Source organism: Xanthomonas sp. LMG 12459, assembly GCF_009192905.1.
In the GTDB taxonomy this organism is placed as follows: domain Bacteria; phylum Pseudomonadota; class Gammaproteobacteria; order Xanthomonadales; family Xanthomonadaceae; genus Xanthomonas_A; species Xanthomonas_A sontii.
In genome coordinates this window covers 12,546-27,634 of record NZ_NSGT01000048.1, presented here as the reverse complement: position 1 = coordinate 27,634, position 15,089 = coordinate 12,546, and the positions used below count along the sequence as shown (strand labels likewise).

Genomic DNA, 15,089 nt, shown 5'->3' with positions numbered 1-15,089 from the left:
CCCCGGCCCACAACGGGACGGATGTGGCCGCGCAGCCTATACTTTGCGCACGTTTCCAGTCCTGTCCGCATGAGCATCGCCGAATCCCCCAGCTCCGCCCTGGGCCTGCCCCAGATCCAGATGCTCGCCGCGCCGGACATGGCCGAGGTGGACGCCCTGATCCGCCGCCGCCTGTCCTCGGACGTCGTGCTGATCAACCAGATCGCCGACCACATCGTCTCCGCCGGCGGCAAGCGCCTGCGGCCGATGCTGGTGGTGCTGGCCGGCCGCGCCTGCGGCGCCGGCGGGCCGATGCAGCACCAGTTGGCGGCGATCATCGAATTCATCCACACCTCGACCCTGCTGCACGACGACGTGGTCGACGAGTCGGACCTGCGCCGCGGCCGCAGCACCGCCAATGCGCTGTGGGGCAACGCGCCCAGCGTGCTGGTCGGCGACTTCCTGTATTCGCGCAGTTTCCAGCTGATGGTGGAGCTGGACAGCATGGCGGTGATGCGCCTGCTGGCCGACACCACCAACCGCATCGCCGAGGGCGAGGTGCTGCAACTGCTGCACGTGCACAACCCCGACACCGACGAAGCCGCCTACCTGCGTGTGATCGAGCGCAAGACCGCGGTGCTGTTCGCCGCCGGCACCCGGCTTGGAGCGCTGGCCTCCGGTGCCAGCGAGGCGGTGCAGGAACACCTGTACGACTACGGCATGCAGCTGGGCTATGCGTTCCAGATCGCCGACGACGTGCTCGACTACACCGCCGACGCCGCCGACCTGGGCAAGAACCTGGGCGACGACCTGGCCGAGGGCAAGGCCACGCTGCCGCTGATCCACGCCATGGCGCATGCCGACAACGTCACCCGCGCGCGCCTGCGCCAGATCGTCGAACAGGGCGACGCCAGCGCGATGCCAGAGGTGCTGGCCGCGATCGAGGCCAGCGGCGGCATCGACTACAGCCGCCGCCGCGCGGCCGACTACGCCGCCGCCGCCGAGCGCGCCCTGGACGGCCTGCCGGAGAACGAGGCGGTGGCCGCCCTGCGCGGCCTGGCCCGCTACGCGGTCGAGCGCAGACATTGAGCGCTGCCCGGGCATGATCGCCTTTGACGCCGAGGACCGCTCCGTATTGCTGGCGGTGAAAGGCGTCGGTCCCACCGTGGTCGCGCGCCTGGAACAATTGGGCGTGCATTCGCTGCAGGCGCTAGCCGCCTGCGATGCACGGCAACTCACCGAACAGGCCGCGGCGCTGCTCGGCTCCACCTGCTGGCGCAACAGCCCGCAAGCGCGCGCGGCCATGAGCGGCGCCATCGCCGCGGCGCAGGCGCACTTGCTCAAGCACTCCGCCAAGACACCTTAAGGGCCTATTGGGCCCATTTAGCCGCCATCGGCGCGCAGCCGCGCGCCGGAGGGGATTGGTGATTCGGGATTGGGGATTCGCGACGGCGGCTTGGTTGACGCCTGAAGCGCTACGGGCTCGCCACACCAACCGATCAGTTGGGCGGCACCGACGGTCCGCTTTTACCAATCCCCAATCCCGCCAAGCGTGCAGCGCGAGGCACCTCCCGAATCCCGGAAGCCCCTCCCTACTCCCGCCCGAACCGCTCCTCGAAGAAATCCTCGAGCATCCGGTAGGCACGCTTGGCCGCACGCGGGTTGTACTGGCAGCCCGGCGGGCCGTTGGCGTCGGCTTCGGCGAAGCAATGCACGGCACCGCTGAAGTTGACGAACTGCCAGTCGGCGCCAGCGCCGTTCATTTCCTGCTCGAAGGCGGCGATATCGTCGCGGCTCACGCTCTTGTCGTCGGCGCCATTGAGCACCAGCACCGGTGCCTTGGCGCTGCCTGCGGCTGCCGGTGCCGCCGTGGCCAGGCCACCGTGCAGGCTGACCACGCCGGCGAGCGGCGCACCGGCGCGGACCAGTTCCAGCACCGTGGTGCCGCCGAAGCAAAAGCCGACCGCGCCGATCCGGGCCGGATCCAGCGGTGCCTTGCCGGCCTGCGCCTTCAGCGCCGCCACCGCCGCCAACGCCCGCGCGCGCAGCGTGGCCGGATCCTTCTTCAACGCGCCGGCGAACTGCCCGGCCTCGGTATCGTTGGCGGGTCGCTTGCCCTTGCCGTAGACGTCGGCCACCAGCACCACGTAGTCGTCGCCGGCCAGGCGCTTGGCCTTCTCCACCGCGGAGTCGTTGACGCCGCGCCAGTTCGGCACCATCACCAGGCCGGGGCGCGTGTCGTGGTCGGCATCGTCGTAGACCAGCACGCCGCTGAAGCTGTCCTTGCCGACCTGCCACTCCACCGGCTTGGCCTGCATCGCCGCCCAGGCCGGCAGCGGCAGCGCCAAGGCCAGCCCGAGCAGACCGGCCCACCGCAGCATCGATCGTGTGCGCATCGCCCTTCTCCCGTGGAAACCAGGCGGCAGTCTAGAACGCGCCATGCACGTCGAGGTGAGGGCGACGGCGGCCGGCGATGGCGATGGCGATGGCGATGGGACAAGGCGCACAGCGCCGTCGCATGGCGGCCCGGCGAATGCTTCCGGGCATGCTCTCTCCGCCGCACCCACGACGGACAGCGACATCAGCGCACCGCGTGCGCCGACGCCGCGCCGAGGCTCAGGCGATGCCCAACCCCGGAATGGCGCTGATCGCATCCGGATCGAACCCGGCCAGCGCGGCGAAATGGCGGCCGCGCGCCACGTAGTCGCGGTAGGCGCCGAAGCTGGGCGCACCGGGCGACAGCAGCACCACGCCGCCCTGCTCGCCCAGCGCCGCGCGCGCCAGCGCCACCGCTTCCGCCAGGTCGGCCGCGGCATGCAGGCCGAAGCCGGCGGCGGCGGCCAGCGGCGCCAGCAGCGCGTGGATGCGCGGGCCGTTGGCGCCCAGGGTGACGATCTCCAGCGGTGCCCCGCCATCGCGCATGTGGTCGGCGAAATCCTGCCAATCCAGGCCGCGGTCGTGACCGCCGACCAGCAGCGCGATGCGCCGCCCGCGGAAGCACTCCAGCGCCGCAAGGCTGGCATGCGGCGTGGTGCTGATCGAGTCGTTCACATAGGTCACGCCATCGCGCGTGCCCAGGGTCTGCAGCCGGTTCGGCAGCGGCCGGAAGCGATCGGCCGCGGGCGCCAACGCCGCCGCGTCCAGGCCCAGCGCCTCGATCGCGGCCAGCACCGCGCACAGGTTGCCGCGGTTATGCCGGCCCGGCAGCGGCGCCTGCGCGCTGTCGTACACCGCGCTGTCGCCGCGGTAGACCACCTCGCCGCGCATGTGCCAGCCATCCTCGCGGTTGAACCAGCGCACCTCGCTGTCGGACAGCTGCAGGGCGGCCAGTTGTGGATCGGCGGCGTTGAGCAGGGCGATGCGCGGCCGCGCGTGGGTGACCAGTTCGAGCTTGTCGGCGATGTAGCGCGCCTGGCTGCCGTGCCAGTCCAGATGCTCGGGAAACAGGTTCAGCACCAGCGCCAGCTGCGGCCGTGCGCCGCTGCGGGCCACGTCGCCGGTCTGGTAGCTGGACAGTTCGATCGCCCAATACTGCGGCGGCGGCATCGGCGCCAGCACCTCCAGCAGCGGCACGCCGATGTTGCCGACCAGGCCGGTGCGATGGCCGCCGGCGCGCAGCAGGTGCGCCAGCAGCGCGGTGGTGGTGCTCTTGCCCTTGGTGCCGGTGACGCAGACGCTGCGGGGCACCACCCCGTCGGCACCGGCGTGTTCGGCGAACCACAGCGCGGTGCCGCCGATGAAGCGGGTGCCGCGCGCCGCGGCGGCCTGCGCCTCGGGCCGGTAAGGACTGATCCCGGGCGACTTGATCACCACATCGAACGCGGCCAGGCGCTCGGCGCTGGCCTCGGTCTCGACATGCAACGCAGGATCGTGCAGCGCGGCGATCTCCGCGGCCTCCTCAGCCGAACAGAACACCGTCAGCGGCAGCGCGCGTGGCGATTCCCCGTTCCCGATTCCCGCTTCCCAGCCACGCACGGCCGCATACGCCGCGCGGCCCTCGCGACCCCAGCCCCACAGCGCGACGCGCTGCGACTCAAGCTGCGAAATTCGCACGCACGCGTTCCCACAGATCGGCCGGGATGCGGTGCTGCGCGTCCAGCTCCAGCAGCGGCTCCACGCGCAGGTCGGCGGGGTCGAGCTGCGGCTGGATCTCGCGGATGAAGCGCGCCACCAGCGCGTCCTCCTTCCATTCCGCGCGTGCGGCCAGCGCCGCCATCGCCGCACGCGACTCGCGGCCTTCGCCAACGCACTCGAACGGCTTGTGGTCCTGGAACTCCAGCAACGCGTCGAAGCCGCCGGCCTGGCCGGCGTCGTCGAGCAGGTTGCGGCCGAAGATGCGCACCAGCCGCGTCTTCGGCATGAACGGCGCCAGCGCCAGGAACACGAAATGGCACTTCGGGCAGACCCCGCACCAGCGGTGCGCCGGGCGCTCGCCGAGGATGTGGAAATTGCGGTTGCAGCTGGAGAAATGCGCGTCGTAATGGTCGGTCTTGGCGAACTGTCGCGCCACCGCCAGTTCCGACAACGGCCGCAGCAGCGAGTAGTAGCGCAGGTCCGCGGCCACGTAGCGCTGCACCTGCGTACCGAACGCCTGCTCGAAAGCCCAGCCCTTGGACCACTGGTGGTTGACCTCGCCGGTGCCGGCGATCTGGCTGCCGTAGCTGGCCGAATGTTCGTTGGAGAACACCACCTGGCCGGCGTCGTGCAGCACCGCGGCGAACACCAGGATCGCCGAGTTCACTGCGGTCACCGGGATGTGGCCGTTCCACGCGCCCTGCCGGTTCAGCTCGAACAGCTCCGGCGCCAGCGTGCGGCCGATGTTCAAGGTCGGCAGGCCGGTGCGCTCGGCGCAGGCGCGGATCAACTGCGAGCCGCCGATCCAGGTCACCGTCTGCGCCACGCCGGCCGCGCGCAAGGCCTCGATGCTGACCAGCGAATCCTTGCCGCCGCCGATCGCCACCAGCGCCTGGTCGCGCAGGCCCAGCGCCGCCGCATCGGCCGCCTCGACGTCAGCGGCCGGGAAACGGATGCGCCCGCGCAGGTCCAGGCCATTGCGATAGGCGAACTCGCCCAGGCCATGCAGGTACACGCTGTCCAGCAGCGCGGCGGTCTCGGCATCGATGGCGTAGTCGTCGATGACGATGCGAGGCGGCACCGCCGCCTTGTAGTAGCTGACGCCGGCGATCAGGTGCAGCAGGCGCAGGGCGCGCTGCGCCGCCTGCGCGCGCGCCGGGTCGAGCGCGAACGGCGCGCCGGGCACGGTGATGGTCTCCACCAGCTCCGGGCCGTCGTCGAACGCATAGACCAGGCGCGCCACGCCGCTGTCGGCGTCGAAGCCGCAGCGCACGAAGCGGAAGGTGGCGATCTGCTGTTTGTCGAAAGCGGTCATGGACGTCCTGCAAGCACACGGGTGTGCCGCAGGTAGCGGCGGCACAGAAGAAATTCGAGCATCGAAAACGGCAAGGCGGCCCACAGCAGCGGCAGGCAGCCGAATACGAACGCCATCAGCAGCAGTTGCCAGTGCTGTCCGGCCGGCACCGACGCGGCGGAGGCCAGCACGGCCACCAGCACATACAGCGCCAGCGCCGGCAGATAGGCCAACGCGGCCAGGAGCGAGGTGCGCAGGGCCAGCGCGCCGGTGCTCGCCGCTGGCCCGCGGCGCTGCCAGCGCACCGCCAACCATGCGCCGATGGCAGCGGCGGCCAACGCCGGCAACGCCCACTTCAGGCTGTCGGTCCACGGCAGCGACGTGCCGGACTGATCCACCGCGGTGGCAGCCACCATCGCAAGCGCGCCAGCCGCGGCGCTGCCCGCGACGAACTCAGTCCGTGCGCGCATCGATCGCCTCCTCGCGGGGCAATTCGCGCTGGTTGTAGGTGCTGGCCATGCTGTAGCCGTAAGCGCCGGTGTCGGCGATCAGCATCACGTCGTCGGGCGCGGTGCCCGCCGGCAGGCGCCGGCGCTTGCCGAACACGTCGCTGGATTCGCAGATCGGCCCGACCACGTCGAACACGGTCTCGGCCGGCTGCTCCAGGCGGCTCAAGTTCGCCACGTCGTGCCAGGCGTCGTACAGCGCCGGGCGGATCAAGGTGTTCATGCCGGCATCCAGCCCGACCCGGCGGATCCCGTCCTTCTCGATCACCTGGGTGGCGCGCGCCAGCAGCACGCCGCACTCGGCGACCAGGTAGCGGCCCGGTTCGATCGCCAGGCGGAACGCCGGATGCACGGCCTTGGCCTCGGCCAGGCCCTGGGCGAAGGTCTCCAGGTCGAACGGTTCGTCGTCGGCGCTGTACGGGATCGGCAGGCCGCCACCGATGTCGATGACCTCGACGCTGCCGATGCGCCGCGCGAAGCCGGCCAGCTCGTCGCACATGCGCCGCCAGTGCTGCGCCGTCTCCACGCCACTGCCCAGGTGCGCGTGCAGGCCGACGATGCGGATGTCCAGCGCGCGCGCGGCCTCCACGAACTCGTCGACGCGGGTCGCCGACAGGCCGAACTTGGAGGCCTTGCCGCCGGTGTTGACCTTCTCGTGGTGGCCGTCGCCATGGCCCAGGTCGATGCGCAGCCACAGGCTGCGGCCGCGGAACAGTTCCGGCCAGCGCTGCAGCGCCTCGACGTTGTCCACGGTGACGGTCACGCCCAGCGCGAACGCGGCTTCGTACTCGGCGCGGGGTGCGAAGCTGGGGGTGAACAGCACGCGGCGCGGCGACAGCTCCGGCACGATCTCGAACACCCGGCGCAGTTCGCCGTGCGAGACGCACTCCAGGCCGAAGCCTTCCTCGACCAGGGTCTGCAGGATCGCCGGATGCGCGTTGGCCTTGATCGCGTAGTAGCGCTGGTCCACCGCCGCGATCGCCTTCAGCGCGCGCGCGCGTTCGCGCAGGGTCGGCAGGTGGTAGATGTAGCGCGGCGTGCCGGCCTCGGCCAGGCGCAGCAGATGCGCGCGCTCGCCCTGCCACCACGGCACCGGCCGCGGCCGCACCGTGCCGGCGATCTCGCGCCAGCGCGGGCCGAACACCTCGGTCTCTTCCACCGGCATCGCGCCGCTGTCGATCAGTTCGGCGTGCAGGATCGGCAGCAACCCGTCGGCGTCGGTCTCGTCGATGACGAAGGTCAGGTTCAGGTCGTTGGACGACTGCGAGATCATGTGCACGCGCTCCTTGCCGAACGTGGCCCACACGTCCGAGAGCTTGTGCAGCAGCGAGCGCATGCCGCGCCCGACCAGGGTGATCGCCGCGCACGGCACGATGATCTTGACCCGGCAGATCTCCGCCAGGTCGGCCGACAGCGCGGCCAGCACGTCGGTATTGACCAAATTCTCGCTCGGGTCCAGCGACACGGTGACGTTGGTCTCGGCCGAGCCGATCAGGTCCACCGACAGCCCGTGCTTCTTGAACAGCGCGAACACGTCGGCCAGGAAGCCGACCTGCTGCCACATGCCGATGCCTTCCATCGACACCAGCACGATGCCGTTGCGGCGGCTGATCGCCTTGACCCCGGGCACGGTGCGGGCGTTGCCGTCGATGCTGGTGCCGGGCAGCTCCGGGCGCTCGGTGTCCAGGATCGCCATCGGCACGCCACCGTCGCGGCACGGCTTGATCGAGCGCGGGTGCAGCACCTTGGCGCCGGTGGTGGCGATTTCCTGCGCCTCGTAGTAGTCCAGGCGGGTCAGCAGGCGCGCGTCCGGCACCTCGCGCGGATTGGCGCTGAACATGCCCGGCACGTCGGTCCAGATCTCGACCCGGCTGGCGCCGAGCAGCGCGCCGAAGTAGGCGGCCGAGGTATCCGAGCCACCGCGGCCGAGGATGGCGGTGCCGCCGTCCTCGTGCCGGGCGATGAAGCCCTGGGTGATCAGCATGCGCGTGGGCTGGGCGACGAAGCGCGCCCGCCACTGCGGATCGGACTGCCACTGGCACGACACCGACAGGCGCCGCGACCAGGCACTCTGGTTCGGCTGCGGCGGCAGCGCGTCCAGCCACTGCCGCGCATCCATCCAGCCCATGTCCAGGCCGTTGGCGCGCAGGTAGGCCGCGCCCAGGGTCGAGGACAGCAACTCGCCCTGCCCCAGCACCTCGGCCTGCCAGTCCAGCGCGCGCTCGGCCGCGCGCGGATCGGCGAGCAGACCGCGCAGCGCCGCCAGGCGTTCGCCCAGCACCGCCTCGGCATCCAGCTCCAGTTCGGCCAGGAACTCGCGGTGGCGCTGCTCCAGCGCGGCCATGCGCTGCGCGCTGTCGGCGCTGCCGTCGGCGATCGCGGTCAGTTCGTTGGTGACCCCGGACAAGGCCGACACCACCACCAGCACCCGCGCGCCGGTCTCCTCCGCGCGTTTTTTCGCCAGCCGTCCAATCGTGTCCCAGCGATGACGACGCGACACCGAAGTGCCGCCGAACTTGAGGACGATCCAGCGATCGACAGGAGAGGAAGCTGACATGGAGTGGGGGTGTCTGGAATGTGGGGAAAACGCCTGCATGCGCGGGCGGAACCCCCGATTCTACTGCCAACCGAGCGCCGATGAGCGCGCGCCGCTACCTGCACCTGGACGTCTTTTCCGCCAGCCCGGGGCCTGGCGTGGCGCTCGATGCCGCCGACCTGGACGCACCGCGCATGCAGCGCCTGACGGCGTGGCTGAACCTCTCGGAGACGGTGTTGTTCCTGCCGCCGGAGGCGGGCGCGGGCTACCGTATCCGCATCTTCACCCCGAGGGCGAACTGCGATTCGCAGGCCACCCCAGCGTCGGCGCCGCCTGGGCGGCGGGCGCGACGTCGCCAGCCAGGGACGCGAACTCGGGCGCGATAGCCGCGTCGAACTCCTGGTCGATGGCGAAGACGTGTGGAGCGGCGGTCTGGTGCAAGCGGTGATCGCTGGCAAGATCGCTTGGTAAGCTCCGGCCTCCCCCACCGCAGTCCGGAGTTCCCCCTCATGGCCGCACGCCGCTTCTTCCAGGTCGATGTCTTCTCCTCCCGCGCCGGCAACGGCAATCCGTTGGCCGTCGTGCTCGATGCCGATGGATTGGACGCCGCCACGATGCAGGCCATCGCGCGCTGGACGCGCCTGCCGGAAACCACCTTCGTGTTCGCGCCGACGCGGCCGGATGCCAGCTACGGCCTGCGCATGTTCAGCCCGCAGAAGGAAGTGCCGTTCGCCGGCCATCCTAGCGTCGGCACCGCACACGTCGCGCTGGAAGCGGGCATCGCCAGCCCGCGCGACGGCGTCCTGACCCAGGACGGCATCGCCGGCCTGCTGCCGCTGCGGGTCGACGTGGATGCCGGAGTGCGCAGCATCGCCATCCGCACCCCGCGCGCGCAGGTGGCCGAGATCGCCGATGCCGCGGATCCACGCCTGCAGGCGGCGCTGCGCGGCTGGACGCTGGGCGCGCTGCCGCCGGTGCGCATGGACGGCGGCCGCTGCTGGTGGCTGGTCGAAGTGGCCGACGAAGCCGCGCTGCGCGCGCTGGCGCCGGACTGGGATGCGATCGCCGCCCTGGCCGAAAGCACCGCCAGCATGGGCGTGTTCGCCTACGCGCGCGCCAGCGGCCAGGCCTATGCAGTGGCCGTGCGCGCCTTCGTCGGCAACGGCCGGCGCTTCGAGGATGCGGCCTCCGGCGCGGCCAATGCGGTGCTGGCGGCATGGCTGGATCACAGCAAGGCCCTGCCCGGCCATGGCGGCCGCTACGTCGCCAGCCAGGGCCGCGAGGTCGGCCACGATGCGCTGCTGACGCTGTGCGTCGACGAGGCCGGCGAGGTGTGGTCCGGCGGACAGGTGCAGACGGTGATCGAAGGCCGCATCGACTGGCCCTGATCGCCGGCCGCCGCCCCGCACCGCGGGCGCGAACGCACGCGCAAAAACAAAGGGCGCCTCGCAAGGAGGCGCCCTTTGTTTTAGTCGGGCAATACGTCAGTCGGGCAGGACGTCGACGCGGACGCGGATACGATCGCCCGGAGGCGAGGCGGTGCGGGTGTGGTAGTAGCGGCCGCCGTATTCGTAGGTCACGTCGTAGCCGTCGACGCGGTCGTAGCGTTCGGTCCGATACGACACCGGGTCGCATTCGCGGACCACGCCGCCACCGTAGCCGCCGCCGTAGCCGTAGCCGTAGCCGCGGGTATTGGAGTCGTAGATCGAGCGGCCTGCCAGGCTGCCGAGCATGGTGCCGACGGCGGTACCGACGAAGCGGCCATTGCCGCCGCCGACGCGACTGCCCAGCACGGCGCCGGCGATGCCGCCGACCACCGACGAGGCGGTGCGGCCGCCATCGGTACCGCGGTAGCCGTAGTCGCTGGCGTAGCTGCCCGAGGCCGGGCGGTCGTAGCAGCGCTCGGTGGTCTCGCGCGGGCCGTTGACCTGCACCATGATCGGATCGGCACGCACCACGCGCGCATATTCGTAGGTGCCGGACGCGTAGCCACGGTCGCGGTAGTCGTCGTAGCGGGTGTAACCGTAATCCTGCGCGGCGGCGGAGCCGATGACGCCGACAGCGAGCGCAGCGGTCAACAGACGGGTCGAGAGCTTGTTCATGGCGATGGTTCCAAGCGCGTGGATCGCGCGACTGCATGCTCGATCCGAGGCGGTGAAACCAGACTGAATAGGGACGGTTGCGCCGCTTACATTTAGTGGCGCGACAGCTAGCGATCGACCGAGCCACGCGGGACGGTGCAGAGGCGCAACGCGTCCTGGCCTGCCATCGGCGGCGCCGCAGGTGCGCCGCACACGCGCGGCCCGGCATGCCGCCGGGCCGCGCCGGGGATTCCTCAGCCCAGTTCCGCTTCCAGGCTGATCGGCACCGCGCTCAGCGCCTTGGACACCGGGCAATTCTGCTTGGCATCGTCGGCCACTTCGCGGAAGCGCGCGGCGTCGATGTTGGGCACCACGGCCTTGACCTTCAACCGGATCTGCGAGAGCTGGGGACCGCCTTCCATCGACAAGTCGACATCGGCGCGGGTGTCCAGCGCGGTCGGCGGGAAGCCGGCTTCGGTCAGCTTGGCCGACAGCGCCATGGTGAAGCAGCCGGCGTGCGCGGCGGCGATCAGTTCTTCCGGATTGGTGCCCTTCTCGTCGCCGAAGCGGCTGTTGAACGCATAGCGGGTGTTCTCCAGCAGGCCGCTCTGCGGTGTGTTCAACCGGCCCTGGCCGGTCTTGAGATCGCCTTCCCAATGCGCGGTGGCGTGACGCGAAATGCCCATGCGAGGCTCCTGTCGGTGAGTGGAGCGCGGACCATAGGGGAGGCGGCGTTACGGGCTTGTGCTTCCGCGCGAAGGCGGCGGCAGCGGCGCGCGGCAGCGAAAATGCCCTGGCGCATCGCCGCGGATGTGCCGGCATCGGCGCCGTCCTCGGCAAAAAAGGCGTCGGTCGCGGCGAATATTCGCGTTTTTTGCTTCCGACCTATTGGCGCGGCGTAGCACATGCCCTACATTTCGCCATGCCGACGGGGTCGGCGCGACCCAAACCACCAAATACGGAATCAGGACATCATGGCAAAGACCGCAAAAAAGGCTGCCCCGAAGAAGGCAGTGAAGAAGGTAGCGACCAAGGCTGCCGCCAAGCCGGCCGCTCCCAAGCCGATCAAGGACGTGCTGAGCAAGTCCGCGCTCGTCGCCCACATCGCCGAAACCAGCGGCGTGATCGCCAAGGACGTGCGCGCCGTGATGGCCTCGTTGGAGCACGCCGTGGCCGGTTCGGTCAGCAAGAAGGGCGCTGGCTCGTTCACCCTGCCGGGCCTGCTGAAGATCACCGCCGTCAGCGTGCCGGCCAAGCCGAAGCGCAAGGGCATCAACCCGTTCACCAAGGAAGAGCAGTGGTTCGCCGCCAAGCCGGCCACCACCAAGCTCAAGGTGCGCCCGCTGAAGAAGCTCAAGGACGCCGCGCTCTGAGCAGCGTCGCCTGATCCAGGCAAGCACACCGACGAGACGGCCCCGGCCGTCTCGTTTTTTTGTGTCTGCTGCGCACCTGGGTTGACGGCCCGCTAAGGCGACGGCCGCTATATCGGTGATTCCCTTCGACAGGATCACCTGCATGAAACTACAGGGCTTTCTCGACCAACTGCTGCAATCGGCGCAGGGCGCCGCCGGCCAGGCCATGGCCAAGACCGGCACCGGTGCTCCTGCCGCACCGGCGCACGCCGGCGCCGGCGGCCTGGGCGGTCTGCTCAACGCCGACTTCGGCAAGGGAGCCCTCAGCGGCGGCGCACTCGGCCTGCTGCTTGGCAAGCACCGCACCACCCGCAAGCTGGCGACCTACGGCGGCCTGGCCGCGCTGGGGCTGATGGCCTATCGCGCCTACGGCGACTACCGCCGCCAGCAACTGGGCGCCGCCGCACCCGAACCGCAGACGCTGGACCGGCTGCCGCCGCTGGAAGTCGAGCAGCACAGCCAGGCGGTGCTGCGCGCGCTGGTCGGCGCGGCCAAGGCCGATGGCCATCTGGACGAGCACGAGCGCCGCCTGATCGAAGGCGAGTTCGCCCGCCTCCACGGCAACGATGCCGACGTGCAGCAGTGGCTGCATGCGGAACTGGAAAAGCCGCTGGATCCGGCCGAGGTGGCGCGCGCGTCGACCAGTCCCGAGATGGCCGCGGAAATGTACCTGGCCAGCTTGCTCGCCGCCGACGAACAGGGCTTCATGGAGCGCAGCTACCTGGACGAACTGGCGCGGCAGCTCGGCATCGACGACGCCCTGAAGCAGCGCCTGCAGCAACAGGCGGCTGCCCTGCACGCGGACTGAGCGCATGGCCGCGACGCCCACGCTTTCGCCAGCGCAGCGCCTGCGCCGCGACGTGCTGCGTGCGGCGTTGCTGGCTGCGCTGGCGCTCGCCGCCGCCTGGGCCTGGCGGCATCCGTGGGCGCAGCGCCTGCGCGTCGGCTGGGAGTTGGCGCGCGCGCCGGCGCCGACGGCCCTGCACATGCCGGTCGAAGGCGTGGATCCGCGGCGCGTGGCCGCCACCTTCGGCGCGCCGCGCGGGCGCGACCGCCAGCACGCCGGCGTGGACATCTTCGCCAGACGCGGCACGCCGGTGGTGTCGGCGACACGCGGCATCGTCGTGGCCATCGCCGACCGCGGCCTCGGCGGCCGCCAGGTCTGGGTGCTGGGCCCGGCCCGGCAGCGGCACTACTACGCGCACCTGCAAACGTGGGCACCGGGGCTGCAGGTCGGCGACCTGGTGCAGCCCGGCGACCCGCTGGGCGCGGTGGGCGACAGCGGCAACGCGCGCGGCACGCCGCCGCACCTGCACTATGGCGTCTACGCCGAAGGCGGCGCCTACGATCCGCTGCCGCTGCTGCGCGCGGCACGCTGAACGGACGCACTGGAACAGAGCGTCGCGAGCGACAGGCTCGTGGTGCCGCTCGCGCGCGCCTATCTTGGAGGCACACCCCGCGTGCGCCACTGCCATGACTGCCTCCCAACGTTATCGCGTCACCGTCACCCCGATCCAGGACGACGGCCTGCCCTGCCAGGGCCGCTGCACCATCGAACTGGAGGCGCGCTGTCGGCAGGACTGGATGCGCCTGCTCGAGGCGGCACAGCGCCAGCCCGGACTGCGCGGCGACGAGCGCGCCGCACTGATCGTCGGTACGCAGTTGCTGCGCGGCCTGGGCGAGCGCAGCGAGGGAGAGGCGCGTGAACTGCTGGCGCCGCTGCAGCCGGCGCTGGACGCGCTGCTGGCACGGCTGGCGCTGCCGGCCGCCTGAGCGACGACTCCCGCGCCGCCGGTTCCGCTAATCGCGCATTCACCGGCCACCGTTATGGTGAATTCCTCTCGTTCGCCCAGGGCTTCCCGATGATCTTCCGCAAGTTCACCCTGCGCGCGGCGGCGCTGCTGGCGCTCGCCGTCGCCACCCAGGCCCAGGCCGAGCCGACCATCCAGGGCCACCAGGTCAGCGTCGGTGCCGCCGACGTGCAGCATTACCTGGACAGCAGCTTCCCGCAGACGCACAAGGCGTTGGGCGGGCTGCTCAAGATGACCGTCCGCGATCCGAAGCTGAGCCTGCCGCCGGGCGACCGCCTGAAGATGCAGTTCGACCTGAGCATGGCCACCGGCGGCGGCGCGCCGACGCCACTGGGCCAGGTCCTGCTGACCAGCGCCCTGCGCTATGACCAGCAGAGCCAGAGCTTCCACCTACAGTCCCCGACCATCGATGATTTCCGCCCGGCTGCCAATGGCGGCAAGCTCGACGCCAATACGCGTGAGCTGCTCAATGCCTGGCTGGAGGACTACGCGCGCAAGGAGCCGATCTACAAGCTCGACCCGCGCCTGACCGCGATGCTGGGCGACGTGCAGATCCAGTCGGCCGGCGTGGAGAACGGTTCGCTGGTGGTGCGTTTCAACCAGGACATCGGCAAGCTGGTGCCGGCGGGCATGCTTCCCGCGCAGTAACCCACGCGACGTCCGGGGTGCGGCGGCAGCCGCCACCAGCAGCGCATACAGCAACGGCGGCCTCGGCCGCCGTTGCTGTTCCCAGGTGCTCCCGCATCCGCCACCATCGCGGCGGCGCAGACGAATCGCCAGGCCTCAGCCCAGCGCCTTGGCCACCGCCTGCGCGAACGCCGGGATGTCGTCCGGCTTGCGGCTGGTGATCAGGTTGCCGTCCACCACCACCTCCTGGTCCGCCCAGCGTCCACCGGCATTGGATAGGTCGGTCTTCAGCGACGGCCACGAGGTCACCTGGCGGTCGCGCACCAGCCCGCTTTCAGCCAGCAGCCACGGGCCATGGCAGATCGCCGCCACCGGCTTGCCGGCGCTGGCGAAGGACTGGATGAAGGCGATCGCGGACGGCTCGGTGCGCAGGTTGTCGGGATTGATCACCCCACCCGGCAACACCAGCGCGTCGTAGTCGCCGGCCTGGGCCTGCTGCAGGCGCTTGTCCACCGGCACGCTGTCGCCCCAGTCCTTCTTGTTCCAGCCGCGGATGCTGCTGGCCTCGCCCGGCGCGATCACGTCGACCTGGGCGCCCCAGGATTCCAGCAGGCGCTTGGGTTCCTGCAGTTCCGACTGTTCGAAACCGTCGGTGGCCAGGACGGCCACCTGCTTGCCGGCAAGGGAAGGCATTGCGCTCATGGGACACTCCTCGACTAGGGGAGCCCCACCGTAGAAACGCGCCGGTGGCAGTGCCGTGAACCGCGCG

Annotated in this window: 16 protein-coding genes and 1 pseudogene; 9 read left to right on the top strand and 8 right to left on the bottom strand. The window is 70.7% G+C overall.

Going from position 1 to position 15,089, the window contains the following annotated elements; translation table 11 throughout:
* The first annotated feature begins 69 nt into the window (after positions 1–69).
* Both CEK65_RS11950 and CEK65_RS11945 read left to right on the top strand, forming a co-directional pair.
* The gene (locus tag CEK65_RS11950) at positions 70–1,068 is read left to right on the top strand and encodes a polyprenyl synthetase family protein (RefSeq protein WP_152181865.1); all 999 of its coding nucleotides are present in this window, start codon (positions 70–72) and stop codon (positions 1,066–1,068) included.
* A 13-nt stretch (positions 1,069–1,081) separates the two neighbouring features.
* Positions 1,082–1,345, top strand: a complete 264-nt coding sequence (locus tag CEK65_RS11945) for a helix-hairpin-helix domain-containing protein (protein ID WP_152181864.1) — start codon at positions 1,082–1,084, stop codon at positions 1,343–1,345.
* A gap of 226 nt (positions 1,346–1,571) precedes the next feature.
* On the opposite strand, the gene CEK65_RS11940 is transcribed toward CEK65_RS11945, so the two are convergent.
* From CEK65_RS11940 to CEK65_RS11920, 5 genes are all read right to left on the bottom strand, one after another.
* The gene (locus tag CEK65_RS11940; RefSeq protein ID WP_152181863.1) at positions 1,572–2,375 is read right to left on the bottom strand and encodes a dienelactone hydrolase family protein; all 804 of its coding nucleotides are present in this window, start codon (positions 2,373–2,375) and stop codon (positions 1,572–1,574) included.
* 220 nt (positions 2,376–2,595) lie between these two features.
* The gene (murD, locus tag CEK65_RS11935) at positions 2,596–4,032 is read right to left on the bottom strand and encodes a UDP-N-acetylmuramoyl-L-alanine--D-glutamate ligase (protein ID WP_152181862.1); all 1,437 of its coding nucleotides are present in this window, start codon (positions 4,030–4,032) and stop codon (positions 2,596–2,598) included.
* Positions 4,013–5,368, bottom strand: a complete 1,356-nt coding sequence (gene murL / locus CEK65_RS11930; protein ID WP_152181861.1) for a UDP-N-acetyl-alpha-D-muramoyl-L-alanyl-L-glutamate epimerase — start codon at positions 5,366–5,368, stop codon at positions 4,013–4,015. Before murL ends, murD begins: the two co-directional genes overlap by 20 nt.
* Positions 5,365–5,817, bottom strand: coding sequence for a hypothetical protein (locus tag CEK65_RS11925; RefSeq protein ID WP_010341996.1), 453 nt, complete (start codon positions 5,815–5,817; stop codon positions 5,365–5,367). The genes murL and CEK65_RS11925 overlap by 4 nt, the downstream gene beginning before the upstream one ends.
* The gene (locus CEK65_RS11920) at positions 5,801–8,410 is read right to left on the bottom strand and encodes a bifunctional aspartate kinase/diaminopimelate decarboxylase (protein ID WP_152181860.1); all 2,610 of its coding nucleotides are present in this window, start codon (positions 8,408–8,410) and stop codon (positions 5,801–5,803) included. Before CEK65_RS11920 ends, CEK65_RS11925 begins: the two co-directional genes overlap by 17 nt.
* A gap of 80 nt (positions 8,411–8,490) precedes the next feature.
* Between CEK65_RS11920 and CEK65_RS11915 the strand changes: the two are divergent.
* Positions 8,491–8,732 (top strand): annotated as a pseudogene (locus CEK65_RS11915) (PhzF family phenazine biosynthesis protein); the annotation flags it as partial.
* A gap of 166 nt (positions 8,733–8,898) precedes the next feature.
* Positions 8,899–9,777: a PhzF family phenazine biosynthesis protein gene (locus CEK65_RS11910; RefSeq protein ID WP_152181859.1), complete on the top strand. Its 879-nt coding sequence runs from the start codon at positions 8,899–8,901 to the stop codon at positions 9,775–9,777.
* Positions 9,778–9,873: 96 nt separating this feature from the next.
* On the opposite strand, the gene CEK65_RS11905 is transcribed toward CEK65_RS11910, so the two are convergent.
* Positions 9,874–10,491: a glycine zipper 2TM domain-containing protein gene (locus tag CEK65_RS11905; protein WP_152181858.1), complete on the bottom strand. Its 618-nt coding sequence runs from the start codon at positions 10,489–10,491 to the stop codon at positions 9,874–9,876.
* A gap of 233 nt (positions 10,492–10,724) precedes the next feature.
* The gene (locus CEK65_RS11900) at positions 10,725–11,156 is read right to left on the bottom strand and encodes an OsmC family protein (RefSeq protein WP_017910837.1); all 432 of its coding nucleotides are present in this window, start codon (positions 11,154–11,156) and stop codon (positions 10,725–10,727) included.
* Positions 11,157–11,444: 288 nt separating this feature from the next.
* Between CEK65_RS11900 and CEK65_RS11895 the strand changes: the two genes are divergently transcribed.
* The 5 genes from CEK65_RS11895 (at position 11,445) to CEK65_RS11875 (ending at position 14,341) form a co-directional block, all read left to right on the top strand.
* Complete coding sequence (locus tag CEK65_RS11895) at positions 11,445–11,843, top strand: HU family DNA-binding protein (RefSeq protein WP_026143706.1); 399 nt, start codon at positions 11,445–11,447, stop codon at positions 11,841–11,843.
* 142 nt (positions 11,844–11,985) lie between these two features.
* Positions 11,986–12,690 (top strand): tellurite resistance TerB family protein, encoded by a 705-nt coding sequence (locus tag CEK65_RS11890; protein WP_152181857.1) that lies wholly within the window; start codon positions 11,986–11,988, stop codon positions 12,688–12,690.
* Positions 12,691–12,694: 4 nt separating this feature from the next.
* Positions 12,695–13,261: a M23 family metallopeptidase gene (locus CEK65_RS11885; protein WP_152181856.1), complete on the top strand. Its 567-nt coding sequence runs from the start codon at positions 12,695–12,697 to the stop codon at positions 13,259–13,261.
* 94 nt (positions 13,262–13,355) lie between these two features.
* Positions 13,356–13,655 carry a DUF3861 family protein gene (locus CEK65_RS11880; protein WP_010342007.1) on the top strand — a complete coding sequence of 100 codons (300 nt, stop codon included), beginning with the start codon at positions 13,356–13,358 and terminating at the stop codon, positions 13,653–13,655.
* A gap of 89 nt (positions 13,656–13,744) precedes the next feature.
* Positions 13,745–14,341 carry a DUF1439 domain-containing protein gene (locus CEK65_RS11875; RefSeq protein WP_152181855.1) on the top strand — a complete coding sequence of 199 codons (597 nt, stop codon included), beginning with the start codon at positions 13,745–13,747 and terminating at the stop codon, positions 14,339–14,341.
* A 135-nt stretch (positions 14,342–14,476) separates the two neighbouring features.
* Here CEK65_RS11875 and CEK65_RS11870 read toward each other — a convergent pair whose 3' ends face one another.
* Positions 14,477–15,022 (bottom strand): type 1 glutamine amidotransferase domain-containing protein, encoded by a 546-nt coding sequence (locus CEK65_RS11870; protein ID WP_152181854.1) that lies wholly within the window; start codon positions 15,020–15,022, stop codon positions 14,477–14,479.
* Positions 15,023–15,089 lie beyond the last annotated feature (67 nt).

Bases quoted from the DNA above. Each gene is read 5' to 3' on its own strand.
- CEK65_RS11900 (WP_017910837.1), bottom strand. From the start codon at position 11,156: ATGGGCATTTCGCGTCACGCCACCGCGCATTGGGAAGGCGATCTCAAG.
- CEK65_RS11880 (WP_010342007.1), top strand. From the start codon at position 13,356: ATGACTGCCTCCCAACGTTATCGCGTCACCGTCACCCCGATCCAGGAC.
- murL (WP_152181861.1), bottom strand. From the start codon at position 5,368: ATGACCGCTTTCGACAAACAGCAGATCGCCACCTTCCGCTTCGTGCGC.
- CEK65_RS11945 (WP_152181864.1), top strand. From the start codon at position 1,082: ATGATCGCCTTTGACGCCGAGGACCGCTCCGTATTGCTGGCGGTGAAA.
- CEK65_RS11890 (WP_152181857.1), top strand. From the start codon at position 11,986: ATGAAACTACAGGGCTTTCTCGACCAACTGCTGCAATCGGCGCAGGGC.
- CEK65_RS11950 (WP_152181865.1), top strand. From the start codon at position 70: ATGAGCATCGCCGAATCCCCCAGCTCCGCCCTGGGCCTGCCCCAGATC.
- CEK65_RS11895 (WP_026143706.1), top strand. From the start codon at position 11,445: ATGGCAAAGACCGCAAAAAAGGCTGCCCCGAAGAAGGCAGTGAAGAAG.
- CEK65_RS11870 (WP_152181854.1), bottom strand. From the start codon at position 15,022: ATGAGCGCAATGCCTTCCCTTGCCGGCAAGCAGGTGGCCGTCCTGGCC.
- CEK65_RS11925 (WP_010341996.1), bottom strand. From the start codon at position 5,817: ATGCGCGCACGGACTGAGTTCGTCGCGGGCAGCGCCGCGGCTGGCGCG.
- CEK65_RS11905 (WP_152181858.1), bottom strand. From the start codon at position 10,491: ATGAACAAGCTCTCGACCCGTCTGTTGACCGCTGCGCTCGCTGTCGGC.
- CEK65_RS11910 (WP_152181859.1), top strand. From the start codon at position 8,899: ATGGCCGCACGCCGCTTCTTCCAGGTCGATGTCTTCTCCTCCCGCGCC.
- CEK65_RS11940 (WP_152181863.1), bottom strand. From the start codon at position 2,375: ATGCGCACACGATCGATGCTGCGGTGGGCCGGTCTGCTCGGGCTGGCC.
- CEK65_RS11885 (WP_152181856.1), top strand. From the start codon at position 12,695: ATGGCCGCGACGCCCACGCTTTCGCCAGCGCAGCGCCTGCGCCGCGAC.
- CEK65_RS11875 (WP_152181855.1), top strand. From the start codon at position 13,745: ATGATCTTCCGCAAGTTCACCCTGCGCGCGGCGGCGCTGCTGGCGCTC.
- CEK65_RS11920 (WP_152181860.1), bottom strand. From the start codon at position 8,410: ATGTCAGCTTCCTCTCCTGTCGATCGCTGGATCGTCCTCAAGTTCGGC.